Origin of the sequence: Streptomyces yaizuensis (genome assembly GCF_034961445.1) — a bacterium.
Taxonomy (GTDB): Bacteria; Actinomycetota; Actinomycetes; order Streptomycetales; family Streptomycetaceae; genus Streptomyces; species Streptomyces yaizuensis.
Genome location: NZ_BSBI01000013.1, coordinates 184,979 through 209,746, shown reverse-complemented (window position 1 = coordinate 209,746; position 24,768 = coordinate 184,979). Strand labels below are relative to the sequence as shown.

At 72.7% G+C, this 24,768-nt stretch carries 29 protein-coding genes; 16 read left to right on the top strand and 13 right to left on the bottom strand.

What is annotated here, in order from left to right; all coding sequences use genetic code 11:
* The first annotated feature begins 81 nt into the window (after positions 1 to 81).
* The 11 genes from SYYSPA8_RS28350 (at position 82) to SYYSPA8_RS28300 (ending at position 10,638) form a co-directional block, all read left to right on the top strand.
* Positions 82 to 1,179, top strand: a complete 1,098-nt coding sequence (locus SYYSPA8_RS28350) for a bifunctional DNA primase/polymerase (RefSeq protein WP_323450208.1) — start codon at positions 82 to 84, stop codon at positions 1,177 to 1,179.
* On the top strand, positions 1,176 to 2,696 hold the full coding sequence (locus tag SYYSPA8_RS28345) for a DNA primase family protein (protein ID WP_323450207.1): 1,521 nt from the start codon (positions 1,176 to 1,178) through the stop codon (positions 2,694 to 2,696). Before SYYSPA8_RS28350 ends, SYYSPA8_RS28345 begins: the two co-directional genes overlap by 4 nt.
* 59 nt (positions 2,697 to 2,755) lie before the next feature.
* Complete coding sequence (locus tag SYYSPA8_RS28340; RefSeq protein ID WP_323450206.1) at positions 2,756 to 3,331, top strand: DUF6009 family protein; 576 nt, start codon at positions 2,756 to 2,758, stop codon at positions 3,329 to 3,331.
* A gap of 467 nt (positions 3,332 to 3,798) precedes the next feature.
* Positions 3,799 to 4,719: a hypothetical protein gene (locus SYYSPA8_RS28335; protein WP_323450205.1), complete on the top strand. Its 921-nt coding sequence runs from the start codon at positions 3,799 to 3,801 to the stop codon at positions 4,717 to 4,719.
* A gap of 211 nt (positions 4,720 to 4,930) precedes the next feature.
* Entirely contained in the window at positions 4,931 to 5,776 is an 846-nt protein-coding gene (gene trpA, locus SYYSPA8_RS28330; RefSeq protein ID WP_323450204.1) for a tryptophan synthase subunit alpha, read from the top strand.
* 62 nt (positions 5,777 to 5,838) lie between these two features.
* Positions 5,839 to 6,579: an HNH endonuclease family protein gene (locus SYYSPA8_RS28325; RefSeq protein ID WP_323450203.1), complete on the top strand. Its 741-nt coding sequence runs from the start codon at positions 5,839 to 5,841 to the stop codon at positions 6,577 to 6,579.
* Positions 6,580 to 6,592: 13 nt separating this feature from the next.
* A complete protein-coding gene (locus SYYSPA8_RS28320) occupies positions 6,593 to 6,793 on the top strand; it encodes a hypothetical protein (RefSeq protein ID WP_323450202.1) in 201 nt (66 codons plus the stop codon).
* 110 nt (positions 6,794 to 6,903) lie between these two features.
* Positions 6,904 to 7,770 (top strand): IclR family transcriptional regulator, encoded by an 867-nt coding sequence (locus tag SYYSPA8_RS28315; RefSeq protein ID WP_323450201.1) that lies wholly within the window; start codon positions 6,904 to 6,906, stop codon positions 7,768 to 7,770.
* Positions 7,771 to 8,131: 361 nt separating this feature from the next.
* Positions 8,132 to 9,424 (top strand): MFS transporter, encoded by a 1,293-nt coding sequence (locus SYYSPA8_RS28310; protein WP_323450200.1) that lies wholly within the window; start codon positions 8,132 to 8,134, stop codon positions 9,422 to 9,424.
* A complete protein-coding gene (locus SYYSPA8_RS28305) occupies positions 9,421 to 9,564 on the top strand; it encodes a hypothetical protein (RefSeq protein WP_323450199.1) in 144 nt (47 codons plus the stop codon). Before SYYSPA8_RS28310 ends, SYYSPA8_RS28305 begins: the two co-directional genes overlap by 4 nt.
* 477 nt (positions 9,565 to 10,041) lie before the next feature.
* Complete coding sequence (locus SYYSPA8_RS28300; protein ID WP_323450198.1) at positions 10,042 to 10,638, top strand: helix-turn-helix domain-containing protein; 597 nt, start codon at positions 10,042 to 10,044, stop codon at positions 10,636 to 10,638.
* Positions 10,639 to 10,655: 17 nt separating this feature from the next.
* Here SYYSPA8_RS28300 and SYYSPA8_RS28295 read toward each other — a convergent pair whose 3' ends face one another.
* The 13 genes from SYYSPA8_RS28295 to SYYSPA8_RS28235 form a co-directional block, all read right to left on the bottom strand.
* On the bottom strand, positions 10,656 to 11,582 hold the full coding sequence (locus SYYSPA8_RS28295; protein WP_323450197.1) for a hypothetical protein: 927 nt from the start codon (positions 11,580 to 11,582) through the stop codon (positions 10,656 to 10,658).
* Positions 11,583 to 11,652: 70 nt separating this feature from the next.
* Complete coding sequence (locus tag SYYSPA8_RS28290) at positions 11,653 to 12,144, bottom strand: hypothetical protein (RefSeq protein WP_323450196.1); 492 nt, start codon at positions 12,142 to 12,144, stop codon at positions 11,653 to 11,655.
* Positions 12,145 to 12,720: 576 nt separating this feature from the next.
* The gene (locus SYYSPA8_RS28285) at positions 12,721 to 13,281 is read right to left on the bottom strand and encodes a hypothetical protein (RefSeq protein WP_323450195.1); all 561 of its coding nucleotides are present in this window, start codon (positions 13,279 to 13,281) and stop codon (positions 12,721 to 12,723) included.
* Positions 13,282 to 13,998: 717 nt separating this feature from the next.
* The gene (locus SYYSPA8_RS28280; protein WP_323450194.1) at positions 13,999 to 14,589 is read right to left on the bottom strand and encodes a helix-turn-helix transcriptional regulator; all 591 of its coding nucleotides are present in this window, start codon (positions 14,587 to 14,589) and stop codon (positions 13,999 to 14,001) included.
* A 16-nt stretch (positions 14,590 to 14,605) separates the two neighbouring features.
* Positions 14,606 to 15,490, bottom strand: a complete 885-nt coding sequence (locus tag SYYSPA8_RS28275; RefSeq protein WP_323450193.1) for a GntR family transcriptional regulator — start codon at positions 15,488 to 15,490, stop codon at positions 14,606 to 14,608.
* Positions 15,491 to 15,777: 287 nt separating this feature from the next.
* On the bottom strand, positions 15,778 to 16,494 hold the full coding sequence (locus SYYSPA8_RS28270) for a VWA domain-containing protein (RefSeq protein ID WP_323450192.1): 717 nt from the start codon (positions 16,492 to 16,494) through the stop codon (positions 15,778 to 15,780).
* The gene (locus tag SYYSPA8_RS28265; RefSeq protein WP_323450191.1) at positions 16,449 to 17,732 is read right to left on the bottom strand and encodes a hypothetical protein; all 1,284 of its coding nucleotides are present in this window, start codon (positions 17,730 to 17,732) and stop codon (positions 16,449 to 16,451) included. The genes SYYSPA8_RS28270 and SYYSPA8_RS28265 overlap by 46 nt, the downstream gene beginning before the upstream one ends.
* Positions 17,729 to 18,130 carry a hypothetical protein gene (locus tag SYYSPA8_RS28260; RefSeq protein ID WP_323450190.1) on the bottom strand — a complete coding sequence of 134 codons (402 nt, stop codon included), beginning with the start codon at positions 18,128 to 18,130 and terminating at the stop codon, positions 17,729 to 17,731. The genes SYYSPA8_RS28265 and SYYSPA8_RS28260 overlap by 4 nt, the downstream gene beginning before the upstream one ends.
* Before the next feature lie 168 nt (positions 18,131 to 18,298).
* Positions 18,299 to 18,661: a hypothetical protein gene (locus SYYSPA8_RS28255; protein ID WP_323450189.1), complete on the bottom strand. Its 363-nt coding sequence runs from the start codon at positions 18,659 to 18,661 to the stop codon at positions 18,299 to 18,301.
* A 71-nt stretch (positions 18,662 to 18,732) separates the two neighbouring features.
* The gene (locus tag SYYSPA8_RS28250) at positions 18,733 to 19,200 is read right to left on the bottom strand and encodes a hypothetical protein (protein ID WP_323450188.1); all 468 of its coding nucleotides are present in this window, start codon (positions 19,198 to 19,200) and stop codon (positions 18,733 to 18,735) included.
* A 118-nt stretch (positions 19,201 to 19,318) separates the two neighbouring features.
* Positions 19,319 to 20,467 (bottom strand): hypothetical protein, encoded by a 1,149-nt coding sequence (locus SYYSPA8_RS28245; protein WP_323450187.1) that lies wholly within the window; start codon positions 20,465 to 20,467, stop codon positions 19,319 to 19,321.
* A complete protein-coding gene (locus SYYSPA8_RS28240) occupies positions 20,464 to 20,736 on the bottom strand; it encodes a hypothetical protein (protein ID WP_323450186.1) in 273 nt (90 codons plus the stop codon). The genes SYYSPA8_RS28245 and SYYSPA8_RS28240 overlap by 4 nt, the downstream gene beginning before the upstream one ends.
* A gap of 102 nt (positions 20,737 to 20,838) precedes the next feature.
* Positions 20,839 to 21,051 (bottom strand): hypothetical protein, encoded by a 213-nt coding sequence (locus tag SYYSPA8_RS28235; protein WP_323450185.1) that lies wholly within the window; start codon positions 21,049 to 21,051, stop codon positions 20,839 to 20,841.
* 367 nt (positions 21,052 to 21,418) lie between these two features.
* Between SYYSPA8_RS28235 and SYYSPA8_RS28230 the strand changes: the two genes are divergently transcribed.
* The 5 genes from SYYSPA8_RS28230 to SYYSPA8_RS28210 all read left to right on the top strand — a co-directional run bounded on the left by SYYSPA8_RS28230 (position 21,419) and on the right by SYYSPA8_RS28210 (position 24,611).
* The gene (locus SYYSPA8_RS28230; RefSeq protein WP_323450184.1) at positions 21,419 to 21,736 is read left to right on the top strand and encodes a hypothetical protein; all 318 of its coding nucleotides are present in this window, start codon (positions 21,419 to 21,421) and stop codon (positions 21,734 to 21,736) included.
* A gap of 154 nt (positions 21,737 to 21,890) precedes the next feature.
* On the top strand, positions 21,891 to 22,364 hold the full coding sequence (locus tag SYYSPA8_RS28225) for a hypothetical protein (RefSeq protein WP_323450183.1): 474 nt from the start codon (positions 21,891 to 21,893) through the stop codon (positions 22,362 to 22,364).
* A gap of 164 nt (positions 22,365 to 22,528) precedes the next feature.
* Positions 22,529 to 23,416 carry a hypothetical protein gene (locus SYYSPA8_RS28220; RefSeq protein WP_323450182.1) on the top strand — a complete coding sequence of 296 codons (888 nt, stop codon included), beginning with the start codon at positions 22,529 to 22,531 and terminating at the stop codon, positions 23,414 to 23,416.
* A gap of 168 nt (positions 23,417 to 23,584) precedes the next feature.
* Positions 23,585 to 24,193, top strand: coding sequence for a hypothetical protein (locus SYYSPA8_RS28215; RefSeq protein ID WP_323450181.1), 609 nt, complete (start codon positions 23,585 to 23,587; stop codon positions 24,191 to 24,193).
* 70 nt (positions 24,194 to 24,263) lie between these two features.
* Positions 24,264 to 24,611 carry a hypothetical protein gene (locus tag SYYSPA8_RS28210; RefSeq protein ID WP_323450180.1) on the top strand — a complete coding sequence of 116 codons (348 nt, stop codon included), beginning with the start codon at positions 24,264 to 24,266 and terminating at the stop codon, positions 24,609 to 24,611.
* Positions 24,612 to 24,768: the final 157 nt, after the last annotated feature.

The window sequence follows — 24,768 nt, the reverse complement described above, 5'->3', positions numbered from 1 at the left end:
CGGGACGTGCCCGGCCGCCCTCCGTACGGGACCGGTCGTCCCGCGGCCGCCGGTCTGCCGCACCCTGTGCGGGGGGACCGGATGAACTCCCGGCAGATGCTGCGGGTTGCCCAGAGCTGCGCGGAGCAGGGCTTTCCCGTCTTCCCGCTCGTGCCGGGCGCCAAAACGCCCCTGCCCGGCTGCCCGGACTGCCGGCGCAAGAGCCCCGTGTACCGGCCGCATGACGCCGCACGGTGCCCGTGCCTTCCCCGAGGGGGCTGGTGTCACGGCTTTTACGCGGCGACGCTCGACCCGGGTCTCATCCGGCGCTGGTGGCCGGCGGCGGTGGCGGGGCGTGGAGTCGCCGTGGCGACGGGCCCGGCCCGCTTGGTGGTCCTGGACGTCGACCGGCATCCCGGCACACCCCCCGGATGCGACCGGATCCTGCCCGGCCGCCCCGTGGACGCGGCCCAGGCCGCCGGGGTGCGCGACGGTCTCGACGTCCTGCGGCTGCTGGCCCGCCGGTGCGGCCAGGGAGATCCGGCAGACGGGGCGTCGACCCTGACCGTCCGGACCCCCTCGGGGGGCCTGCACCTGTGGTTCCGGGCACCGGCCCGCACCGCCTGGAGCTCCTCGGCCGGCGGCGACCACCACGGGCGGTCCCTGGGCTGGCAGCTCGACATCCGGGCGCACGGCGGCTACATCGTCGCCCCCGGAACCCGCACCGCCGCCGGCGTCTACACGGTTGCCGGGCCCGCCAGGACCCCGCGGCTGCTGCCGGCCTGGCTGGCCGGCGAGCTCACTCGCACCGGACACCTCCTCGATGCCCCCGCCGGTCCCGGCCCAGCCCTCCCGCCGGTGCCGAACCGGGCCGCGGCGGTCGCACGCGCCGCAGCCCCCGGCGGAAGGGCCGGCGGCGGCGCCTGGGCACGGCGGACCGCGGACACCGTGCTCGGCCAGATCCGGGACTGCGGCCGCGTCGCGGAGGGGGCGGGGTGGTCCGGAGTCCTCAACCGGGCGGCGTTCACCCTCGGGGGACTCGTCGCAGCCGGTCACATAAGCGAGGCGGCGGCGCATACCGAACTCCTCGACGCCGCCCTGACCGCGCGCCCCGGCCGGCACGCCGCGGCGCTGGGCATCATCCGATCCGGTCTGACCGCGGGAGCGCGGCGGGCCTTGCACCCGAGAGACGAACGATGACGATCACCGACCACGACGGGCTCACCGTGCCGCCCAGCCGCGGACCCGCCCCGCGTCCCGCCGCGGCGGCGGCCCTGCGCGCGGACCCGCTCCCGCCGGCCCCCGGGGAATCCGGGCCCGCGGCCGTGCCGCTGGTCCCGCGCTCGCTCACCGACCGCGGCAACGCCACCTTGTTCCAGCGGGTGTACGGAGAGGACTTCCGGTACGTGCCCAACCTCGGCTGGTACCGGTGGGCCGGCTACCGGTGGGCCGTCGATGTGGAAGCCCGCGCGGTGAGCGAGGCCGCCTTCGAACTCGCGGAGAACCTCTCCCCGAGGGACCCGAGCGAACGCTTCACCGCCAGGCAACTTGCCCGGCACATCAACCGCTCCCTCAACGACCAGGGCAACAGCGCCCTGATCCGCGTCGCGAAGAAGATGCCGGCCTTCCACCTGGCCGCCGAGGCCCTGGACCGCGACCCCTACGCCCTGTGCACCCCCGACGGGGTCGTCGACCTGCGCACCGGGGTCGTGCGCGAACCGCACCCCAGCCAGTTCCACACCCGCTCCGCGCTGTGCGCGCCCCGGGAGATGCCGACCCCGATGTGGGACCAGTACCTCCTGGACACTTTCGGACCCGGGCCCAAGGGCCGGGCCCTGACCGGCTACATGCAGCAGATGATGGGCTACACCATCACCGGCCTGGTCTCCGCCCAGGTCCTTCCCTTCCTCCACGGCGACGGAGGCAACGGCAAGTCCGTCCTGGTCGGCGTCCTGCAGCGCCTGCTCGCCGACTACGCCGACACCGCTCCGCACGACTTCCTCATGGCCAAGGCGTACTCCGACCATCCCACCGAACTCGCCGACCTCCAGGGCCGGCGCCTGATCGTCTGCAACGAACTCAACCCCGGCGCGCGCTTCGACCAGGCCCGCATGACCCTGCTCACCGGCAGCGACCGGATCAAGGCCCGCAAGGTCCGCCAGGACTTCTTCAGCTTCTGGCCCACCCACACCCTCTGGCTCATCGGCAACCACCGCCCCGCTGTCCCCGCGGGCGGCAAGGGCTTCTGGCGCCGTATCCGCCTCATCCCCTTCGAACAGAACGTCACCCGCGTCATCAGCGACCTCGACGTCCTCCTCGTCGAAGCCGAAGGCCCCGGCATCCTCCACTGGATCGTCCAGGGCACCGGCAAGTACCTCAACGGGGACGACCCCCACCTCAAGAACTCCGCCCAAGTCGCGGCCGCCACCCGCGACTACGCCCAGGCCGAGGACACCTTCGGCCGGTTCCTCGCCGACTGCTGCCGCCTCGGCGACCCCGCCACCCTGCGCACCGAACAGCGCACCCTGCGCCTGGCGTACCAGAGCTGGTGCGAGGACGAAGGCGTCGACCCCGTCCCCCCGCGCCGCTTCGGGGAGAATGTCCGCCGCGTCATCCACCACCCCGCGGGCACCGGCCTGCCGACCTCCAACGGCCGCAAGATCTACAAGGGCATCGCCCTCACCAACCCGCCCGCCCCGGCACAGGGACCGAAGTGACCGGGCCCGGAGACCTTCCCCAGAACAGTCCCTCCCCACGAAAGAGCAGGTCACAGCCCATGGAAGCCCCCACACAGGGACCGACAGGGACCGATCTCCGCAACCTATCCCCTTCCCAGAGCCCCGAGCCCTCACCAGCACGTCATACTTACGGAACTCAGTCCCTGTCAGTCCCTGCCCCCCGCCCTGAACAGCCCCTGACCTGCACCGATACACCAGGGACCGAGGGACACCACCACCGTGAGCCGCCCACCCGGCTCCAGCCGGCACAGCTCACCGACGAACTCGGCATCGTCTGGCTCACGCCCCTCGACGGCCTCGACTACGTCCGCGAGGGCCTCGACATCACCAAGCGCCGCGCCGGCAGGCCCGCCTACCACGGCCACGGCCGCCTCGTCGGCTACGCCGACCTGCGCCCCGACGCCCTCGCCACCCGCGACTCCGGCCGCTACGACCGCCGCACCTTCTGGCTCCTGCCCCACGACCGCGGCGAGAGCCCCGACACCGAGTACCGCACCCACGCCCCCCTCGAAGCGGTCGACCCGCGCACCGTCCTCCCCCGCCTGCCCGGACGGCTCACCGACCGCGCCTGGGGCAGCCCCCTGCCCCGGCCCCCCGCCGCCGGACCCGCGTAATGCCCCCACCCGGCTCCCGCGCGGGCCGACGCTGCCTGGAAGCCGCCAGACCGCATGAGACGCGACAGGCCCTCCCGCGAACGAAGGGCGGACTCCGGAAGAGGTCCGGCCGCAGATCCGACCGTTCGCGGTGGTCGACGGATCGCCTCTGGAGTCCTCGCAGGCCACGGCATTCCTGTTCACCGCAGTTGGCGATTCCTGGTCGCGGTAGTTGGCGGATCCGGGACCCGAATCCGGCGCTTCACCGGCACGTCGCAGCTCAGGTGATCGTCTCGGCGTTCCCGCCGGCCTGCGCGACCAGCACCCAGCATCGCGAACGGCCACAGATCCGCCATGGGGTCCGACCGGCCCCGCGAAGCCGGGACTTTATCCACAGGCCCGCACTTCGAGGATCGAGAGCAGCACATAAGCCCGGGCGCTCCGCTCGACGGCCTTGATGTGCTGTGCATCCTCGGAGGCTGATCTTCATGCGTAGAACTCGACTCACTGTGCTGCGGCGCGTGGCCGCGGCGGCCGTCGTCGTGGCCGCCACCGGGGCGATCGCGACCCCGAGCGCGATGGCCGCCGACAGGAAGTCCGACACCAGGACCACGTCCAAGAGCGCTCCGGACACCGCCGTCGACGTGCCGGCGGGGGCGACGAACGAGGAACCGGGCACTGCCAAGGACCGCCCAACGCTCCCGGAGCCGCCGACCACCACCGACCCGCGCACGGATCCCACGGACCCGCCGACCCCCGACCCCGGAACCGATCCGCCGACGGATCCGACCGATCCGACCGATCCGGTTGATCCGCCGACCGATCCGACGGATCCTACCGATCCGACGGACCCGGAGCCGGGCACCGATCCGACGGACCCGGAGCCGGGCACCGATCCGACGGACCCGACCGATCCGACGGACCCGACCGATCCGACGGATCCTACCGATCCGACGGACCCGGAGCCGGGCACCGATCCGACGGACCCGACCGATCCGTCGGATCCGACGGATCCGACCGACCCGACCGACCCGACCGACCCGACCGACCCGACCGACCCGACCGACCCCACGGATCCGCCGACCGAGCCGGGCTCCGACCCGAGTCCCACTCCGTCCCCCGGCAGCGGGGAGAGCAACGAGGCTGCCGGTCAGGCTGGTTCGGGCACCATCACCCCTGCCGTCGACCGTTCGGGCGGTTCCGGCTCGTCCGACAAGGCCGGCGCGCAGGAATCGGTCACGGTCACCCCGGTGGCATCCGGGAGCCTCGCACAGACCGGTGCCGCTGATAACACCGCGCTCGGAGTCGCGGCCGGTGGCCTGGCCGCGGTGGGAGCCGGCGCCCTCGGCCTCGCCGGGTACAGCAGGCACCGTGCCAACCGCAAGGAAACCGGCACCAGCACAGCCTGACCGGGTGCCGGGTCCAGCCCGCTGGATCCGGCACGACAGCTCATCCGGCGCCGCGACCGGCGACTCCACCCGTACACCGGCCGGCCCCGCACCACGGAAGAAGGGGGTCGGCCCGGCACGGGCGGACCGGCGCCCGGACCCCGCCGGCGACCGGCCGCGCGCAATGTCCGCAACGGCGACCGACGACGCCCTCCCGCCCGAAAGGCGCACCGTGTACGCGCAGACCCCCGCCGCCTCGCGGCTCACCCACCTCCTCGACCAGACCGGCCGCACGGCCCTGGGCGTATTCCTGCCGGCGGGCTTCCCCAGCCGGACCGCGGGCATCGACCTCCTGCACTCCTTCGCCGAACAGGGCGCCGACATCCTCGAAGTCGGGGTGCCCCACACCGCGCCCGTCTTCGACGGTCCCGTCATCAAAGCCGCCTACGAAACAGCCCTGGCGCAAGGAACCGTGATGGCACACGTGCTGTCGACCGTGCGCCACGCCGTCACCGGCGGAGCCCCCGTCGTGGCCATGACTTACTGGGCCCCGGTCCTCGCGTACGGCATCGAGCGGTTCGCCGACGACCTCGCCGTCGCGGGCGCCGCAGGCGTGATGATCCCCGACCTTCCCCCGCATGAAGCGGGCCGCTGGCGCGCCGCCGCGCGGAAGGCCGGCATCCACACACCGCAGTTCGCTCCCCGCGACGCCGGCGACGAGGACCTCACGCGCATCGCCGCCGCCGCGTCGGGCTGGATCTACGCCCCTGCCGCCGTCGCGGCCACCGGCTACCAGGGAGATCTGGACCTGGCCGCGATACAGCACTTCACCGGCCGCCTGCGCCACCGCACCGAGCAGCCGATCGTCGCCGGAATCGGCATCTCCACCCCCGCCCGGGCCCGCCAGGTCGCCCCGTACGCCGACGGTGTCGTCATCGGCACCCCCGTCGTGCGGCCCCTGCTCGAACAGGCCGCCGCCCGGGGAGCAGCACAGGCGATGGGACACGTGCGCGCGTTCGCGGACGCGCTGCGCGCCGCCACGGCCGTGCCACCGCACCGCACCCGGGCCTGCGCGTGAGCACCGGCAGCGGGGACGCCGCCGGTCCACCGGGCCGCGCACACCGGCAGGAGACCCGCCTGGTGAAGCAGCGGCTTCTCCCCGGCATTCTGGTCCTCGCGGCCGCGCTCACCGGCTGCTCCGCCACCTCGCAGTCCCCCGACAAGCTCTCCGGGCCCGGTGCGCACGGGACCGCCGCTGTGCACGGCGCCGCGAGCGCGGCTCTGGAGTCCCTGCCGGTCAAGGACCGTGCCCCGGGGAGCGGGTACGACCGCACCGAAAGGTTCGGGCCGGCCTGGTCCGACACCACGACCGCGCCGGGCTCGCGCAACGGCTGCGACGCGCGGAACGACATCCTGGCCCGCGATCTCACCCAGGTCACCTACCAGGCGGGCTCGGCCTGCGTGATCGCCTCGGGCCGTCTCAGCGACCCGTACACCGGGACCCGCATCGACTTCGTCCGTGGGCCGCGCTCCGCGGCCGTCCAGATCGACCACGTCGTCGCGCTGAGCGCCAGCTGGCAGACCGGCGCCGCGGAGCTGACCCAGGAGCAGCGCGAGGCCCTGGCCAATGACCCCCTCAACCTGCTCGCCTCCTCGGGCCCGGCCAACCAGCACAAGTCCGACTCCGACGCGGCCGGCTGGCTGCCCGCCCGCACGGCCTTCCGCTGCCCGTACGTCGCCCGTCAGATCGCGGTGAAGGCCAAGTACGGTCTGTGGGTCACCTCCGCCGAACGGGACGCGATGAACCGGGTACTGGAGCACTGCCCCGGCCAGCCGCTCCCCGGTGACCGCTCAGCAGGCGTCACCCTGACCCCGTCGTAGAAGGAATCCCGTCATGACCTCACCCCCGCCCGAGCAGCGCCGCAGCGCACCGGGGCAGATGCGGCCGCCACGCCAGCGCCGTCCCCCGCTGTCCCCGAAGCCCCGGTGGAGCGATCTCTTCCTCGCTCCCCGGTACACCGACCCGGACATTCAGCAGGAGTTCGACGACGCGTACGACGAGGCTGTCGTCCCGCGCCGTTCCCACCGGCGCTGAACCGGCCTGCCTCCTACCCTCCGGTGCCGCCCTCGCGGCGGCGCCGGCAGCAGTTCCGTCTTCCTGCGCTGGAGTTCACCGCACCACATCACGTCAGATGGGGGAGTCCTATGTCCACCACCGCTCTGGAACCTGGGCCGTCCCGTCTCACCTGGCCCCCGCCCGCCGCCGCTCTGGACGGGCCTGCCCCGGCCCGCCCCAACCAGAGCGTCCGCTGCGGACTGCGTGTCCTGCGGGTCCTGCACGACCTCGGCCCTTACGAGGACCACCAGGTCGCCGAGATCGCCGAGGCCGCGGAACTGCGCGGCCCGCACGTCTCGCGCCTCCTGGGCGCGGCGGTCGCCGAGCGCGTCGCCGAGCGGGGAGAGCGCCACGGCTCCTACCGTCTCACCCGCGCCGGCCGCGCACTCCTCGACGTCCGCGCGGCCGGCCCCGTCCACCCCCGTATCCGCGAACTCCTGCGCGCCCTCCACGAGGAGACCGGACTCGCCGTCGCCTACCATCAGCCCGGATGGCGCCCCGGCAGCGGCCTGCGCCTGGAGCTCGTCGACGCCCTGTGCCCGCCCCATCCCGAACTGCACCGGGCCGTCAAACAGCAGCACGAGAACCTCCCCCACAGCGCGGCCGGCCGCGCAGCCCTGGCCTTCCTCCCCGATGGCATGACCACCGGAGCCGACGACCGGCCCCTCACCTTGCCGGCCCATATCCGTGAAAGCATCACCGCCGGCCAGATCGCCGCCTCGCGCACTGCCACCGGCCAGGCCCTGGCCACCTGTGTCCGCAGAGCCGGCGCCGTCGTCGCCATTCTCACCGTCCTGGGACCCGCCGCCGCGTTCACCGACCCCCTGCTCGTCCAGGAGTACGCCGTCCTGCTGCGCCGCGCGGCCCAGCGTGCCGGCTCACCCGCCCCCGCCGGAATCCGGCCGGGCCCTGAGCCCTCCGCAACGCCCCCGCGACCAGGACTCCTCGCTGTCTGAACCCGCCCCGGGCGCCGGCGGGCCCGGGGGCGTTTCCCCTGCGGAAGCACTTCGAACCTAAAACAATTCCCCGGCGGGCAGGCCCGGCCACCACCGGGTCCACCGGCCCCTAGATTCATGAGTGTTCCGCCGGCGGCGGAACAACCCCACACCGAAGGGAGGTGAACGTCCATGCGTCCTCGCAACGTCAAGCGACCGGCCTAACGGTCTGGTGACACCCCCCCCGTGAGCATCCCGCCGGGCTTCCCCCGGTGACGAGCTCCTTCTGACGAAGGCGGCCGAACCCACCCCGGGCCGGCCGCCTTCGCACGTCCCCGACACCTTCGCGCGCACCCGGCGCCACCGCACTGGAGACCCGGCCATGCCCACCACCCCACCACCTGTCGCAGTGGCACCGGAGCGCACCAGCCTCCCCGTCCGTACCGTCATCACCGCGCTGATCGGCGGGACGCTGCTGCTCAAGGCCGCCGGCTTCTGCTGGGACTTCCTGGGCTACTACATCTCCGACGGCCTGGGCCACGGCACCACCGCGGCGGGCGCGGGGCTCACCCTCTTCGGGATCGGCTGGTGCGCCGGGCAGGCGTTCTCCGGAGCGGTCACCGACCGGCTCGGCCAGCGCACCGCCCTCATCGTGTTCATGTGCTTCTCCGCACTCGCCTGCTTCGCCCTGGCCCTCACCACCTCGCTCCCCGCGCTGATGGCCCTCTCCCTGCTGCTCGGCTTCACCATGGAGATCCACCGGCCGGCCGTCTCCGCCGAGATCAACGACAGCATCACCGGCGAGGCCGCCCGCACGCGCGCCCAGGGCTGGACCTACTGGGCGATGAACGTCGGCATCGCGGTCTGCGGCGGCCTCGGCGGCTACCTCGCCCACCAGCACGGTTATCAGCTGCTGTTCGTCGCCAACGGCATCGCCTGCCTGGTCTTCGCCCTCATTGCACGGCGCGTGCTCACCCCGCGGCCGCGGGCGCCCCGCGCGAGCGCATCCCTTTCCTACCGGCACGTGCTCGCCGACACGAGCCTGCGGTGGATCACCGTGGCGGAAGTCGGCGCGATGATCTGCGCCTACGGCCTGGTCAGCGTCCTGCCGCTCGTCATGGTCGACGACGGCCTCCCGCCCTCGGCCTACGGCGCGGTGATGATCGCCAACACCGCCGGAGTTCTGATCCTCACCCCGCCCCTGATGCGCGTCCTGATCGGCCGCGACGAGGAGATGCGCTTCCCGATTGCCCCGCTCCTCGCCGTCGGAAGCCTCATCCTCGGCGCCGGAATGGCCTTCGCCGTCCTGCAGCACACGACGCTCGGGTACGCCATCGCGGCCGTCCTGATCGTTCCCGGCGAGATCTGCTACAGCGTCGCGACCGGCGCCTATATCTCCAAGGCCGCCCCGCCCGGCGCGACCGGCCGCTACCAGGCAGTCCTCAGCGGAGCCTCCGCCACCGCCTCCCTTCCGCCGCTGGGCATCGCCCTCGCGCTCAACACCGGCGGCCGCCCGCTGGTCGCCGCCATCCTCGCCGCCAGTGCCCTGACCGCGGCCACCGCCTGCTACCCGCTCGCCCGCGCGCTGCGCGCCCGCCAAGCCCCGGAACCGGACCCCCGTACCGCCGGCCGGGAACCCGTCCCCGCCGCACACGACCCCAAGGAGCCGTCATGACAGCGAAGTTCACGAACATCCCCTGGCCCGCTCCGGAAGACCGCTCCCAGACACCGGGCGACCCGTCCACGCCGAAAGAAGAGACCTCCCATCCGGTACCGCCCACACAGCCGGAGACAGCAGAACCCGGCAACCACTGACCAGCCCAGCGGTCTGGGACGCGACGACGCCCGGTGCGCAGCGGCAGACTCACCGCACCCTCCGGGCGCACACCCACCGCCCAGACGGAACCCGCCGGAAGACCGGCGGCTGCGCCGGGCAGGGCAAGGCACTCCTGCGGCAACAGCCGTCTCAGAGAGTGAGCACCGCACCAGCGCACTCCGCCGGACGGAGCGCAGGGCCCTCCCGGCGACGTCGGGGGTGCCCGCACCGGGGCCGGTGAAGACACACGTGCGTTGCGGCGTGGCGGGCCCGGAGAAGAACGGACGGTGGGTCCCCTGGTTCACCTCGCCGTTCCCGGCGCCGTTCCCCGGCAGGGCGCGCTGATCGCCTGCCCGCCCTACGCTGGGAGGCGTAGAAGGGTTCGTTCACCCTGAACACACTCCAACCTCTCCGGCCTTGAACCGATCGTTCAGGGTGAACGAACCTCCCCGTACTACCGTGGACAGGAGACGCGGGTGAGCGAGACCCCGTACGGCTTCGACGCGGCGAAACTGCGGGCCGCCCGCACCGCCGCGGGCACGTCGGTGGCCCGCATCGCCAGGGCGGCCGGAGTGTCCGACCGGGCGGTGAGCCTCTACCTGGCCGGCTCCCGGGTCCCCCGCCCGGAGATCCTGCCGCGTCTGGCCGCCGCGGTCGGTGTCGCGCCGGCCGGCCTGTGCACCATCGAGCGCGAGCGCCTGGTGCACCTCCGGGTCTGGACCGGCCGAAGCCGGGCCGCGATGGCGACGGCCCTGGGGATGGCCGAGGAGACGTACCGGCACCTGGAGATCACCGGTGAGCGGGGGCGGCTGAGCGCGAGCCGGTACGACTCCGTACGGGAGTGCTGGGTGCTGTGGCAGGACCGGGCCTCACCCGCCTTCGGCGTCGCTCCCGGCCGGCTGCTCGCCGCCCTGCGCGCCACCCATGACCACGGGCAGGCAGAGCGGGCCGAGCAGCGGCGGCAATGGCAGGAGCAGCACCCGGAGCAGGCCGCGATGATCGACCGCATCGCACGGGAACTCAAGGACGCCCCTGTGCGTCCGGGGAGCGGCCGCTGCCCCGGCCGGAGGTGATGGCCGGTGCCCCGGCGTTACGCCAGGGCGGGAGGACGGGCTGAGAGGGGAGTGAACCCGGGGCAGCCGGGGAGCGGGTGAGCCGCGTGTTCGGTGCTGTACGGCTCGGGGCACACGACGCACGTCACGGAGGCGTGGCCCTCCTTGAACTGGCAGTCCTTGTCGTTGCACACCGTGCAGGGATCGACCAGCATCGTCACCCCCGGCACCGTGACGATGCACTGGTCCCCCTCGCCCGGGTACGTCAGGTCGGTCAGGGAGGAGAGGGCGTCGTAGGCGTCACCCGAGAATTCCAGCCAGCGGGTCACGGTTCCGTCCGTGTGCTGGGCGGTGCCCTCGCAGGAGAAGTGAGTGCCGTTCTCGTCCCACTCCGTGCCGAAGACGACGCGGCCGACGGGCGCGGTGCTCTCGAAAGGCTCCTCGGCGGCGAGTTCGGGCAGCGCGGCCACGACCGCCACGGTGAGGGCGTTGTGCAGACGCTCCACCCGCTCGGTGGTCAGGGCCTGCTCGATGCGGTCGAGGGCGCGGTCGTCGAAAGAGGCGAAGAGGCGCTCAGCGTCCTGGGGGTCGAACGCGGGCAGCCCGTCCGTCCCGGCCTCCTCCTGCTCGCCGCTCGCGCCGGGCGCGGGCACGAAGCCGGCGGACAGGGCGATGACCAGGGTGTCCCCGAAGGACGGCGCGCGGAACAGGGAGTACGCGTCGAGGTCGTCGCCGACGGCCTCGGTGAGGTCGCCGGCCGCCACCGTGCGGTCGCCGTACAGCAGAAGGGCTCCGTCACCGGCCCAGGCCAGCCCCTCGATGGTGTCGTGCTCCTCGGTGATGCGGAAGTCCACCGCGTCCGGACGGCGGCCGGGGGCGTCGAAGTGCGCGAGGAGGGCGGCGCGCAGGTTCTCCAGCAACGGATCGTCGTACACGGGCCGCGCGGTGGTGCTGAGGTCGGTCAAGCGGTGCTCCCGGGGGATCGGGGGGCGGCGAGCCCGGCCGGGCTCGGCCGGAGCGCGGGGGAGTGCGGTGTCAGCGGGGCAGGGCGACGGTCATCTCGGCACCGGAGAAAGGGACTTCGAAGTCCGTCAGCTGGATGAGGGCCTCGGCGACCTCGGTGCCGGAGAAGTCGCAGGAGGGCTCGGTACGGCCGCCGAAGTGCAGGACACCCCAGTCGGAGCAGTCGTGGGCGCCTCCGTTCTCGTTGGTGTAGGCGAAGGTGACGGCGTCGGGCCGGGGACGGCCGTGCTCGGTGAACCACTCGACGAGGGCCCCCCGCAGCGCGGTGAGCAGGTCGCCGGGGACGGGGCCATAGGGGTAGGACACCTTGTCGCCGATCGGCTCGCCCTCGCGGTCGAAGCCGCAGAGGGCGCACCGCCGGGCGCTGCGGGGCAGGTCGTCGGTGGCGCACGCGGCGTTGCGGCACTTCCACAGCACGCCGGCCGTGTGGGCGGCGGCTCGGATGGCATCGGCCTGGTCGTCGGTGGCATGGCTGAGCAGATCGGTCAGTTCAACGGTCGGCAAAAGGGGGCGTCCCTTCTGTTCGGGGGCAGGACGGAGCCCGTGCCGGGGCCGGGCGGGCCCGGTATGGGGGAGGAGCGGGGGAGTCAGCCGGTGTTCAGGGTCTTGCCCGGGGCGCAGGAAGCGGCCGGTGCCGATGGAGTGCTTGCGGGACACGGAGGCTCCGGTGTCGAAGTCGCCGTACCGGCCCGGGGCGGGACCGCATCCGCAGGCACACGGCGGCACCGGCTCGCCCTGCCCGGCACGGGTCAGGCGGCGGGCGCCGCACTGAGCCTCGCAGCTCTCGTTCCCGAAGGCGCACGTCCAGAACGCACCGTCCCCGCACAGCGGCCACTTCTCATACGGGTTGCGGCCGAGGCCGGTCCCGCAGTTTCCGCAGCGCCCCTGCGGAAGCCGGGGCCGTCGGCCGCTCCGGAGACAGGACCGTAGAAGTCGGCACCGGAGGTATGCGCGAGGGCCACGGCGTTGAGGATGACCCGCGACAGCACGATCAGGGTGGGCCCACGGGAGGCGACCGCGTCGGCGGCCAGCAGGCCGGGGCACTCCGGTCGGTGAGGCCCGGAGGCCCGGTCGGCACGCTCAGCCCTCCAGCTCGGGCAGACGGGCGGCAAGCTCCGGTGCCACGCTCTCGGCGTCCCACAGGACCGCCTGTTCCCGGCGCAGTTCGTTGTAGAAGCCGCTGTTCGGCAGCCCGGGGCGGCTGTCCGCCGGGGCCGACAGGAACACGACGTCCGGGTCCGAGCCGGGCTCGTCCCAGGCGCGCTGCTCCTCGAACCACTCGCGGAAGGAGGGAAGTGCGCCGAGGTTGCGGCGCGCGTCGGGCAGGTCCTGGCCGTTGACGACGAACAAGTATGGTGCCTCGCCGTCGTGGCGCTCAGGACCGGCGAAAGTGAGGGTGTGCGCGTGTCCCGGGAGGGGAGGTCCGCACAGCTCCGACAGGCGCTCCATCACGGTGTCGAGGAGCTCGGCCGCTTCGCGGGCGTGGGCGATCAGGGCGCTGTCGCACCGCTGGTCGTCTGTGGGCTCGGCGCCGTTGGAGTCGCGGTACTGGTCCGCATCACGCCGGTGGCGGTCGGACATCTCGCGGAACTGGGTGATGAGCGGGTGGATTTCACCGATGAAGTCGATTGTTTCGGGCAAACGCAGGTCCTCACTCCAGGGAACAGGACGCCCGGCGCGCGGAGCGCAGCCGAGGGACGGGGGTGGCGGCCACGGCCGCTGAGGTGCCTGGGCCGTCGCGCCGGTGAACACCCGGCGCGACGGCCGGTGGGCCGGAACCACCCCTGGTGACACTTATGATTTTACCACGGGTGGGGCTGTTTGGCCAGCTCAGAGAGGGTGTGCCGGGAGTCGCCCGGTGCTTCAGTGCTCCGTCTGACACTTCGGTCGGCGCAGGTCCTGGGAGTCGGCCGGTTCCCGGTCCGGGGCGGGCTCGCGCTCCGCTGAAGCGCCGGGTGGAACAGGAAAGCCGGACGGCCGTCCGGCCCGGGGCCTCGGCGGCCGGGCCGCAGGAGCGAAGCACTGACGTGCCGGGGAAGGCCCGGCCGGGTGCGCGGCATCGTGGACCCCCTCTGTCCGGGTTGCTCGGGCGTTCGAATCGCTGCCGTTGACGGAGCTCCCCCAGACGGACGGGGCCGTCGCACCGGAAGGACGCAGATCCCCGCGCGGCGGCAGGTCACGCAGAAGTGCCCGCGCCGGCAGCGGGAGCTGCGCGTCACGGGCACTTGCCGCCGGCCGGTTTCGCCCTGCGCCCACACGGGCCGCGGGGGCTGATGCGCGCCGGAGAGCAGGAACGGGAGGGGTTTCGCCCATGCGGGCGGGCCCAGGTGGCATGTGCCGGCGGACGGGGGAGCGCCGTCAGCCCCCCTTCGCCTCGGATCCCTTCGGCTGCTCGTCCGGATCCGCCGGCTGCATCCGTGCGGCGCGCTCCGCCCGGGTGCGGTACCTCTGGACCGTCTCGATGAACCAGTACTGCCGGTCCATCTCGTCCAGCCCGTCGGCGGCGGGGAAGGAGCGTTCCACGTTCACCCCCGGCGTCGCGTAGTACCGCACGGTTTTCGTGTCCAGGCCGAGCATCTCGGCGACGTGGTTGGAGTAGTAGCGCCGGCGCCGGCTGCCTGTGCCCGGCTGGAGCGTTGGTTTGGCGGGGTACCAGCGGCCGCGCTTCTTCTGCGCGATGCGTTCCTGGACCTCCGGGACGAGTTGCCCGTCCTCGTCCATGTATCCGACGGCCTGACAGAAGGCGACGAAGACGGACCGCGGGTAGCGGGCCTCATCGGCTTCGGGGACCTCGATCTCCATGGCCTCGGCGACGGCCCTGAGCGCGGATACCGGTGTGGTCTCCCGCGCGCGTTCGAGCGGCGCGCGGTGCCACTTCTGCACGGTCTGCCGGTTGATGCCGACCTCCCGGGCCATATCGGCCAGGCTCATCGAGTCTGTGCTGGTCACGGTGCCTTCCTGTTCTTCATTCGTATGTCGGGGCTGAGGTTACGGCAGTGGTGTCCCCTGCCGGGTACTGGCTCCATCGGCCAGAGTGCCGGGCGGGCGCCGCAGTGTGGGCCACACACGTGGCGCCGCGGGGCCCGTCGACGAGGAGCCGCAGGTCCTTGAGGCTGCGGACGGCCTGCTGGGCGCTGGTGAGGGTGTAACCGTGCTGCTGCGCCAGGGCGCGGGCGGTGGGGAACTCGGAGCCGGCCGGGTAGGCGCCGGCCGCGATGAGTTCCGTCAGCCGCTGGGCGAGCCGGCGGTAGGCGGCCGTGCCGAAGTGGCTCACCCCGGCCACGGGTGCGGCGGTCGGCTGTACCGGGGTGAGGTCCAGTCCCGGAAGAGCCTGGGCCGGTACCGGCGGCGTCGAGCTGACCACCACGTTGCGGCCCCGGCGGCTGAGGAGACCTTCCTCCATCAGCAGCTCCTGGGCCCGCTGGACGGTCCTCAGCCCGACCCCGTAGGCCGAGGCGAGCTCGCGCTGCGCCGGCATGGGGCTGCCGGGCACCGGGTGGCCAGCGCGGATCTGCTCGCGCAGCAGTTCGGCCAGCTGCACGTGGACCTTGCGGGTGTCGGGGCTCACCCGCGCTCCTGGACCCGCCTCTTCGCCGCCCCATATCCGGCCGTGCTGCAGGACCAGGGCATAGCGGGACGGGCCCCCGGAGTGAGGCCGCTCCTGGGCGTAGGTGTTGTTGCGTGCCGCGGCCGTCGCCAGGGCGGCGTCGCGGCTCGGGCGCTCCAGGACCTCCTGCGAGGAGGGGAGCCACACGGCCCAGGGCTGCTCGGCAGAGCCGGGGAGGTCGTCGGGGACGCTGTCGTGCACGGGGGCCTTCCAGGAGGTGCGGTCACGCGAAGGTGAGGTCATGGCAGGAGCAGACGGGCGGGAGCAGGGGAGCCGGCCGTCCCCGGTCAGCTCCCGGGCGTGGTCGGTGCCAGGGGCGGCCGCAGGCACAGGTGGCGCCGGTCAGCGACAGCGCCCGGCCCAGGGCCGGCTCGCGCTGGACGCGGTCGACCAGCAGCTGCACGCTGGCGGCGAGGGCGCCAGAACAGAGAGCCCTGGGCGTGTGCCGTCGGGGCGGCACCGGCCGTATCCGTCACGGTGGTGTCCTCTCCGGGCCGGCCGCGCAGACCGGCCGGCCCCTGGCGGGTGGGTCAGCGGACGATGCCCTGGGAACGGGCCTGGGCCAGCCAGGGCTTGTACTGGCCGGTGACACCGTCGTAGAGGACGTCGTCGTCCACGCTGCGCGGGTCGGGCACGGGCAGGTAGCCGGCGTTGTCGACGGCACGGCCGTCCAGGTCGTCGAGCTTCCTGAGGAACTCGATCCTGGTGCCGTAGCCGACGAACGCGAAGAACAGCGGGAGGTTCGAGGCCGCACGCAGGGCCGCCTCGGCGGCCTCCTTGTCGCTGGGCCCGCCGTCGGTCTGGAACACGACCAGGGCCGGGATGCCCTGGGCGTGCGCCCGGGAGGCGAGGTGGAGCCCGGTGACGTGCTCGATGGCCTTCTCGTAGTGGGTCAGGCCCATGTGCCCGAGCTGCTGGTGCCGGTTCTGGATCCGGCCAGCGTAGTTGTCGAGCTTGACCTCGGTGGTGCCGTCGATGCCCGTGGAGAAGAACACCACCGGCACCGAACCGTCGTCGTCGAGGTTGCGGGCCAGGCCGAGGATCTGCTCGGCGAGGTACTGGACGCTGCCGTCCCTGTAGTGGTCACGCATCGATCCGGAGCGGTCCAGGGCCAGGTAGACGGCCGCCTTCTGGCCGGTCAGGCCGTGCTTGTCCAGGCTGAGCGCGGCCTTCTTGGTGAGGTCGATGACGGAGGACCGCGTCACCGGCACGGTGGCCGGGGCTGGGGCCGCGGGGCGGTTGAACATGCTTCTCGCTCTTCGTCGTTGCCGGGCCGAAGCCCGGGGGAGGGAGGGGGCGGTGGCTGCGGCGATGCCGCGAGCGCCCGGTGCCGGGCGCTCGCCTCGGCGGTGCGGCCGGCACCGGGGGAGCCGCCACTGGGCACGTGGCCGGTGACGGCCTTGCCGACGGGTACGGAGCCGGTGCCCCGGCGTGTGGTGATCTGGAGTCCGTGCGCCGGGTGCCGCACGAGCACAAGGTCGGGAGTGAACGGCACGGATTGATCCTTACGGGACGAGGTCGCCCGGTCGGGCGTACGAGGTGAGAGTGGCGGGCGGGGCCTGTGGATACGGACCGGGCCCCGGACCCGCCCGGCCGGACTGAGGGGCGGGGCGGTACGGTACTGGGCGGCGAAGTAGGCGAGATGGTCGCCGATGCCGCGGGCGCCGGCCAGGGGAAGGCGGGGATCGCTCCATACCTGCCGGGCCATATCGGCGTACCGGCGGCAGACCAGGACGATCGCCCGGCAGCCGGTCACCGCCAGGTGATGGGCCTGGCGGCGCCGCATCGCCGCGGTGACGGTGCCGCCCTGCCCGGCCCGCAGGCCGTAGTCGAGGATCCGGTCCCCCAGCCGCAGGAGCCCGAACTCCGCCGGGCAGGATGAGCAACTGTCATCCTGCCCGGCCCCTACTTCCGCGGCCCTGCGCGCGGCGAGGTGACAGCGGCCGGCGGGCCCAGGCCCGCCGCTCCTGCGCATCGCGCACGGCATCACGTTGTGCCGCAGCTGCGGCCTTTCCGCGGAACGCCGGTGCTCCGTCCGCGGGACGTGGAACCGCGCTGCCCGGCCGGCAAGTTCGAGACGTGCCGGCGCGATTCCCGCGCGGAGTTCCACGGATCCGCAGACGAGGAGCTGACCCAGGGCCGCGCCGCGTACGGACGCCGACAGACGGCCGACCGGGTACAGCAGTGCCGGTCCGAGACCGGCCCGCTGCTCCCAGGTCAGGGGGACCGGCCCGGTCCGCATGCCTGTCCGGCCCTCCCCTGCGCTCCGGTGCGGGCTCTCTTCCTGTTTATGAACAATGCGCAGCGGCACGGGCAGGCAGTCGGGCCCGGCCAGCGCCCGCACCGCGCACGGATGGCCGCGGCAGCCGGTCCCGGTCTGGTTTCCGCGGGCGTCGAGGGTGTACAGCCGCGACTTCGGGCTGTAGTAGGAGAACAGCGCTGCCGTTCCGCGGGCCGTGGTGGGGGCGTGTCCGTCGAAGGTCACGGCGTTCTTGAGCTCTGCGGGTGCCCCGGCGGGGCGCACCCGCGCGATGGTGTGGGCCGCGGACGGGACGGGGGCCGGGCCAGCACCGACGTGTGGGTACGGCGCAGCACAGTGAACCCGGCGTCGTCGAGGGCGGCCTCGATCCGACCGAGTGCGGCGTTCCAGCGCCGGCGGGACTCGGGGCGCCGGGGAACGGCGAGGCTGTGGTCCTGGGTCCACCAGACCAGCACGTCCGAGCGCTCGGCGCCGGCGGAGAATCCGTCCGGGGCGACGAGGTCGTCGTCGACATCGGCGAGACCCGCCTGCGTGAGCACGCTCCGGGCCAGACGGACGTCCCAGCGCGGCGCGTCCGGCCGCGTTGCGTAGCCGGGTCCGGTCGCCTGGGGTGGCTGCGGCATGGGCGTCCCTCCTGCGTGCGGCCGCTCTGCCCGGGGGGAAGGCACGGGGCGGAACGACCACCCAGACGTCAACCAAGATATTACATGACGCATACATGGGCGGCAATTGACTCTGTTGTGTGAGGAGCTTGCGGCAGTCCGGTGCACGCTGCGCCGCCGGCCTCGGCGCTACGTCAGCAGCGCCTGTCCGCCTCGCGGTTCGGGTGCCTCCACCTGGACTTCGACCAACGTGCACCACAGCAGGGCCTCGACCCGGGTCGAGATCTCCAGTCCTGAGCACTGCTCCTCGGTGACGAACCGCACGGCGGTCCACACGCTGTTGGCCCGGTCGATGACCTTCCGGATCTCCAGGGCGGCGTGGCTGTCCTGTCCGAGGTCGCTCTTCGGATCGTCTCCGCTGTTGTAGACGTCCACCACCTCGCGCCAGCGGCCGGCGATGAGGACGACATCGCCCTCCTGGACGTCGCAGGCGCGGACGAGCCGGGTGGTCCAGTACGGCCGTGCGGCCTGGTCGGCGGAGGTGGGCGGCAAGGTGCTCAGGATCGTGCCTCTCAGCAGGAGGTGGGCCGGCACAGACCGGCGGGCGGACGGCGGGCCGGGCCTCAGAGGACGGCGACCCGCACCGCGAGGTAATGGTCGGCCCAGCGGGCGCACGGCGCGCACGGACCCTGGGCGGACGGTGAGGCGCCGGGCCCCGGCCGGCAGCCCCGTACAGCGCGGCCGAGTGCCCTGTAGAACGCCTCCACCGCCTCGGCGAAGCCGCAGTCCGGGGGAAACAGCACGGCGCCCGGGCAGCGGCCCGCCCTGGCGTCCGCGCCGTCCTGAACCAGCCGCAGAGGATGCGGAGTCAGTACCCAGCCCTCCTCCATCACGGGGACACCGTCGAGCACCAGGACATCGACCAGGGCGCTGACGCGGAGTACCGCTGCCAGCGTGCGGTACTCCGGCAGGTCCCGCTGGCCGCCTCCGTCGTCGGCGCCCGCGGCCAGCTGGTCGAAATCGGCCGCCCACTGCCATACGGCGGCGGGGGACCGGCCGGTGTGCGGCGGTATCTGCGCGTAGAGGGACAAGCTGCTCCTTGTGCGGGGTGGTGAACGGAGGACACGCGGGACGGCCGCCCGCGCGGTGAACACGGCCAGGCGCACGCGAGGGCGGGCACAGGCCGGTGCGGAGCGGCCCCAGACCGGATCACCCCTGGTGTGGCTGATCCGGCCGGGCGGGGCGGTGGGATCCCTGTGCCGCATCCGTGAGCTTCCACTGGTGGAGGAAGTAGGGGGCGGAGGGGGCCGCGTGGGACAGCGGCAGGCCATCGGTGGACAGCTCGTCGCGTGTGACGAGGAGGGGAACCGCCCCTGCGGCTCCACCGGAGAGGTACGGGCAGAAGCCCAGCGCGAGGTCCTTGCACGTCTCGTGTAGCGCGGCCTGGAGCACCATGCCGTCCGGCGCCGCCAGAACCCACGCCTCCTCAGGGAGCGCTTGGCCGCAGACCTGGCAGAGCCACCCGTTGTGCACCTCCGCCAGGCGGCGGGCGTCCATCGCCCGCCACCACACACGCTTCGACGTGGAGGAGACCACCCAGGGCACCGGCAGACCGTCGCGGACCGGCCGCGGCAGTCCGGAGGGGGGCGGCGCGTCGAGTCCGGCGGCCGCCAGGACCCGCCACACCGGCATCTCCATCCCCCACCCGGCGCACTGCTCGTTCCCGCAGAAGAGCCGGGTACCGGTGCAGTCGAGAGGCTCTTCGCAGTCCGGGCAGGGCGGATCGGACGAGCCGTCCGGGTCACCGGGCATGCGCAGACCTTTCTCCGAGGGGCGAGGGAGCCCGATGTGTTCACCGCCGGTGTCGCGCAGGTTGCCGGCACGGGAGGGGAAGGCCGGCGTGGGGACGGCGGTGAACACATGGGCCATGATCTCGCGGCAGATCGCGCTGACGGCGAGGTGGCGGACGTTGACGCGGAGCCCCGGCCTGAAACGCTGGCAGTGCCCCGAACAGTGCTCGCACAGTCCGTGGGACGTCCGCTGGAAGCACTCGGCGCAGCGCACCCGCCGGTCGGTCCGCCGGAAGTCCCCGCGGAACGGCAGCCGGGTGAGCCGCGTGCAGTCGCAGCAGGTGAACCAGCCCAGCTCGGCCAGGCCCGCCTCCGTGATCCGGTAACGCCCGCGCGCATCCGGCCTCGTGACGAGGCCGCGCCGTACGAGGGAGCCGAGGACCTGCCCGGTCCGCGAGGCAGACCCGATCTGCCAGCCGCAGCCCCGGTACCAGGTACCGGAGTTACGGCTGGCGAGGAGAGCCAGCGCCCGGCTCTGCAGGACGCCGAGCGAAGGGGCGGACGTCACCGGGACTCCGGTGCACCGGTGGCGCAGGCGGGGCAGCCGGTGCTGGCGGCGGGGACTTCGGTGCCGCACGCCGGGCACGGGTCTCCGCTCGCGGCGTAGCCCCGGGCCCTCTTCAGCACGTGCTCCCAGTCGACTCCCTCGAACGCCGCGCAGATGAGGATGTCGGCGATGAGGTCGGCGATGCCGGTCTCCAGGTCGTCGCTGGTGTGACCGTCCTGGCTGTAATGGCCAAGGGCCGTACGGCCCCGGGCGGCGGCGAGAAGATCCATTCGGCTCCAAAGGGGGATCGTGCGGCGGTGCCGCGGTGCGGACTGGTGCCCGGTTCCGGAAGGTGAGGGCGGTGCCGGGCTGTCAGGCCCGGCACCGGCACCTCACGGGCAGGTGGCGCAGCAGCGGTCGTCGTTGCAGTCGTGTGCCGGGCGAAGGTTGCGAAGCCGCTGTCCCAGCCCGGCCATCTCGCCGTCGAGGGCGTTCTCGGTGCGGAAGTCGCCGCTGGCCCGCGCTGCTGCGGACTCCTCACGGATCTCCGCCATGCGGGCCTGGATGCCCTCGGTGGTGCCGGTGTTCGTCTGGCTGGTGGTCATCGGGGCCCCTTCCGTCACACCTTATGACACTTAAGAGTTTACTTAAAGTGGTCGATTGTGTCAAGTTACAAGTGTCGTTCATGGCTACCCTGGAGTCGGATCTCCGGCCGGCGTCGCGAGTCGCATAGGCGATGCGATGCTGCGTGCTGAAGTGCCGGGCGGCTGCCCGTGTCCGTTCGGCCGGGTTGAGTTCCAGTCGACTTGTGTGTAAAGTCTTAAGTGTCAACAGGGTTGAGGTGAACCGGCCGCAAACGCCGTGACCTCCCCTGGCCGAGCGCGCACCGGTGTGTGCCGCTCCCTCACACTTCCGCACCAGCCTCGGCCACGCCGAGCCCGCTGCGCGCCATACCCGAAGGAGAACGACCCCGTGACGAAGAAGAAGCCCCAGCACACAGCCCAGATCCACGGCACGCACCGGGACGGCACCGTCTGCCCCATGACCGGCGCGCACCAGCTCAGCGGCAGCGGGCGCAGCGCCGGCCGTGCCTGCGGCGCGCACGGAGGGCGCCGGATCCAGGTCACCTGCACCTGCGGTGCCGTCGTCCCGGTGATCGACCGCCTCGACGCCGTCGTCACCAAGGCCGTCCACCAGGCCCTGCACCTGCGCGACCTGTCCTTCCGCTACATCGTCGACGACGGAGAGGGACCCAAGGTTCTGCGCCAGGTCCACACACTGGCGGTCTGATAACCGCTCTCCGGCCGGGCGGCCCGCGAGCCGCCCGGCCCGCGCATCCGCTGTCCACAGGACACCGGCCCCAGCGTTGCCCTGCCCCGGCCGGCGCGCGGGCCCTGTCCTGCGCGAACCGAACACACCCCGCAGACTTCACGAGAGGCGCACCTTGAACATTCCTTCCGCCAGCCGTATCGCTCTGACCGGCGCGACCACGGCGGCCGCCGCTCTGGTCCTCACGGCCTGCACCGGCTCCGGCTCCATCGAGCACGGCACCGTCAAGGAGAAGCGCGGGCACGCCGCGTACACCGTCCCCGAGACCAACTGCCGCACCGTGACCTCCAGCTCCTTCACCCAGTCGCTCACCCTGAAGGGCGGCCCCGGCGGAGGCCGTGGCGGTTCGGGAAGCCGCGGCAGCTCCGGCGGGTCGGGCAAGACCCAGAAGGACAAGAGCACAGACACCGGCAGCGGCGGCGCCGGGACCCCTCAGAAGGGCCCGGACACGACCACCCGCCGGGTCTGCGACCCGGCCCGTCATCACCCGGCCCGCTGGGAGCTCAAGCTCCAGGACGGCAAGCACACCGGCTGGAAGCGGGTCAGCAAGGAGATCTGGGACGAGGTGAACGTGGGCGACCGGATCTGAGAAGGCCAGGGTGGTGGACGTGCTGTTCCTCCCGTCCACCACGCCGACGGAGCCGGGTTCTGTCCACAGGCGCACGGCCGCAGGGTCAAAACCTGCGGCCTGCCGCCGCTGCCCGCGATTCCATCCCCTCTCACCCGCGGCGAGAACCTGCGAAGGACAGCACCGTGCACGAACAGACCCGATGGCTCCTCACCCTCCTCGCCAGCATGGCGCTCCTCCTCTCCACCGTCGGCGCCACCAGCAGCTGGACGCGCCGTGAACGAGACAGCGCCACCAGCATGCTGCTCGGCGGAGCGCTCCTCTCCACCGTCGTGTTCTTCCCGCACCTCGTCACCGGCCTGATGGACAACCTGACCGGCTCCTTCCCGGAACACACCGACGAGAGCGCCGACAACGATGAGCAGCCCACGGAAGACCCCGGCACCACACCGGCCATCATCCCCTGGCGGCCGGTCGCCACAGCGGCGGGAGCCGTCCTCACCCTCGCCACAGCTCTCGCGATCCTTCACAGCCTGCGCCGCCGGCACCAGCGGCAGGTGAAGGAACACCTGCGGCGGACCGGCCTCGCGGCACGCCACGACAAGATCCTCGACGCCTACGCCGATTTCGCCACCGACATCCTCGCCGTCCTCGACCGGCCGGCCCTCGCCGACGTCACCGCCCCCGGAACCGTACGGCTCCTCAACGCCCTCGACGCCGCCCGTGATGCACGGACCGATCCCCGTTCCGACTACGGTGCGGCGGTGCGCGAGCTGGAGCTCGCCTGGAAGACGGCCGACCGCAGTGCCCGGAAGCACGGGACCGGCAGCCTGCCCAGCGCCGAGCAGCGTGCCGTCGGGCCGGCACGCCTGCCGCTGGCCACCGCATTCGACGAAGGCGGCGACCAGAACGAACGCCGGCACGCCCACCATAGGGCGATGCGACTGATCGAGCACATCGCCGACGTCCCGGAAGAGGCCGCCGGCGAGCTGACCGGCACCACCCGTCTCAGTCCCCCGCCGCAGGTCGGCACCCGGACAACGACCCTGAAGAAGACGAAGAAGACGCGGTGAGCTTCATCCAGTTCCAGGACCTCCACGGCACGGCCAGGCTCTGCGGCACCGAGCGGCCCTGAACGCTCGGCCTGGTCCACGACGCCGCCGCCGGCCCGCTCCTGGGCAACCGTGCCGCAGGCGAACACGCGGGCGCCCTCTACAGCATGCTCCCGCGCGACCACGACCTTGGCGACCTCCCCGCCCGGCCGTCAGACCCTCGGCCGGCAGGCCCAGTACGTCCGGGCCACGCAGAGCCTCTTCGACGAACCGGTGGCCACCAACCGGGGCCGGGACCTCGCGCTCTCCGCGATGCTGCTCAAGATCGCCATGGTGCTGGGCAGCACCGCGGTGAAACTTGCCGCACGCCTGCCCGGGCCGTGCGAGATCAACTGCTGGGCCGACGGCCCCAACCGGGCCTGGCCCGGGGATGTCGTCCAGTCCGGCCCGGACGTCGGCCTCTACCGCCCGGACCTCGGATGGGAGGCCGTGCGAGACCTCCTGACCGAGCGCAACGACTGCCCGGTCGTCGTCTCCTGGGCCGACGACTTCCCCGCCCCCTGGACGGCCCCCACCGCGGGCGACAGCGAACCCGACGACCAGGAGCGGCAGACGCTTGCCACCGCAGAACGGTGGCGCCTGGCACTGGAGAACATCCACGCCCGCGCCGAAGACGAACTGGAGATCCGCCCGGACTGGGCCTCGTACCGCTTCGGCCACAACGTGTCGTTCCCGGACCTCCTCACCGAGAACCGCGACGCCCGCCTCGACCAGGCACTCGGTGTCCGGTCTCAGTGATGGTGGCGAGCGGTCCACCCGACGGGCGAACCGCTCATCAGGCGCCGCCCCTGCGCGGCATAATCGGCAGATGCCCTGCCAACTCATCGTGCGTATGGCGGTCTGCGACGACTGCCGGACGCTCGCCGTCGAATACGGCATGAACCTGATCGGCTCCCGCCGCCACGGTGCAGATCCCCGCCACTGGGCGCTGGCCCTCACGACGAGTCAGATCGACTTGGACGACCACCTGATCGGCGTTCACAGCGTGTGGCTGCCCGACCGTCAGCCGGACTGCGACGTGTGCGAGGCGTGGCGCGCGGAGTATGCCATCGGCCCGATGGTTGAGCTTGAGGCGTGGCACCGGGCATGGCACCTGTGCGAGCCCCTGCGGGAGGTCTGCACCCCGGGAAACCACCAGCTGACCCACCTCATGTGAAGAGCGGAGGTTCGCCATGCTGGCCAGACCGTTCGCCACCATCACTGAGACCGAACACTCGGCCTGGCACCAGCGGGGGAGGGGGAGACATCCCAGTTACCTCACCGGGCCGCGCACCGGAAAACGAGGAAGAGGGCCGACCCCTTGGGTCGGCCCT

Coding starts and splice junctions, on each gene's coding strand:
- SYYSPA8_RS28350 (WP_323450208.1), top strand. CDS start 82: ATGAACTCCCGGCAGATGCTGCGGGTTGCCCAGAGCTGCGCGGAGCAG.
- SYYSPA8_RS28345 (WP_323450207.1), top strand. CDS start 1,176: ATGACGATCACCGACCACGACGGGCTCACCGTGCCGCCCAGCCGCGGA.
- SYYSPA8_RS28340 (WP_323450206.1), top strand. CDS start 2,756: ATGGAAGCCCCCACACAGGGACCGACAGGGACCGATCTCCGCAACCTA.
- SYYSPA8_RS28335 (WP_323450205.1), top strand. CDS start 3,799: ATGCGTAGAACTCGACTCACTGTGCTGCGGCGCGTGGCCGCGGCGGCC.
- SYYSPA8_RS28320 (WP_323450202.1), top strand. CDS start 6,593: ATGACCTCACCCCCGCCCGAGCAGCGCCGCAGCGCACCGGGGCAGATG.
- SYYSPA8_RS28315 (WP_323450201.1), top strand. CDS start 6,904: ATGTCCACCACCGCTCTGGAACCTGGGCCGTCCCGTCTCACCTGGCCC.
- SYYSPA8_RS28310 (WP_323450200.1), top strand. CDS start 8,132: ATGCCCACCACCCCACCACCTGTCGCAGTGGCACCGGAGCGCACCAGC.
- SYYSPA8_RS28305 (WP_323450199.1), top strand. CDS start 9,421: ATGACAGCGAAGTTCACGAACATCCCCTGGCCCGCTCCGGAAGACCGC.
- SYYSPA8_RS28275 (WP_323450193.1), bottom strand. CDS start 15,490: ATGACCTCACCTTCGCGTGACCGCACCTCCTGGAAGGCCCCCGTGCAC.
- SYYSPA8_RS28270 (WP_323450192.1), bottom strand. CDS start 16,494: ATGTTCAACCGCCCCGCGGCCCCAGCCCCGGCCACCGTGCCGGTGACG.
- SYYSPA8_RS28260 (WP_323450190.1), bottom strand. CDS start 18,130: ATGCCGCAGCCACCCCAGGCGACCGGACCCGGCTACGCAACGCGGCCG.
- SYYSPA8_RS28240 (WP_323450186.1), bottom strand. CDS start 20,736: ATGGATCTTCTCGCCGCCGCCCGGGGCCGTACGGCCCTTGGCCATTAC.
- SYYSPA8_RS28235 (WP_323450185.1), bottom strand. CDS start 21,051: ATGACCACCAGCCAGACGAACACCGGCACCACCGAGGGCATCCAGGCC.
- SYYSPA8_RS28210 (WP_323450180.1), top strand. CDS start 24,264: ATGCCCTGCCAACTCATCGTGCGTATGGCGGTCTGCGACGACTGCCGG.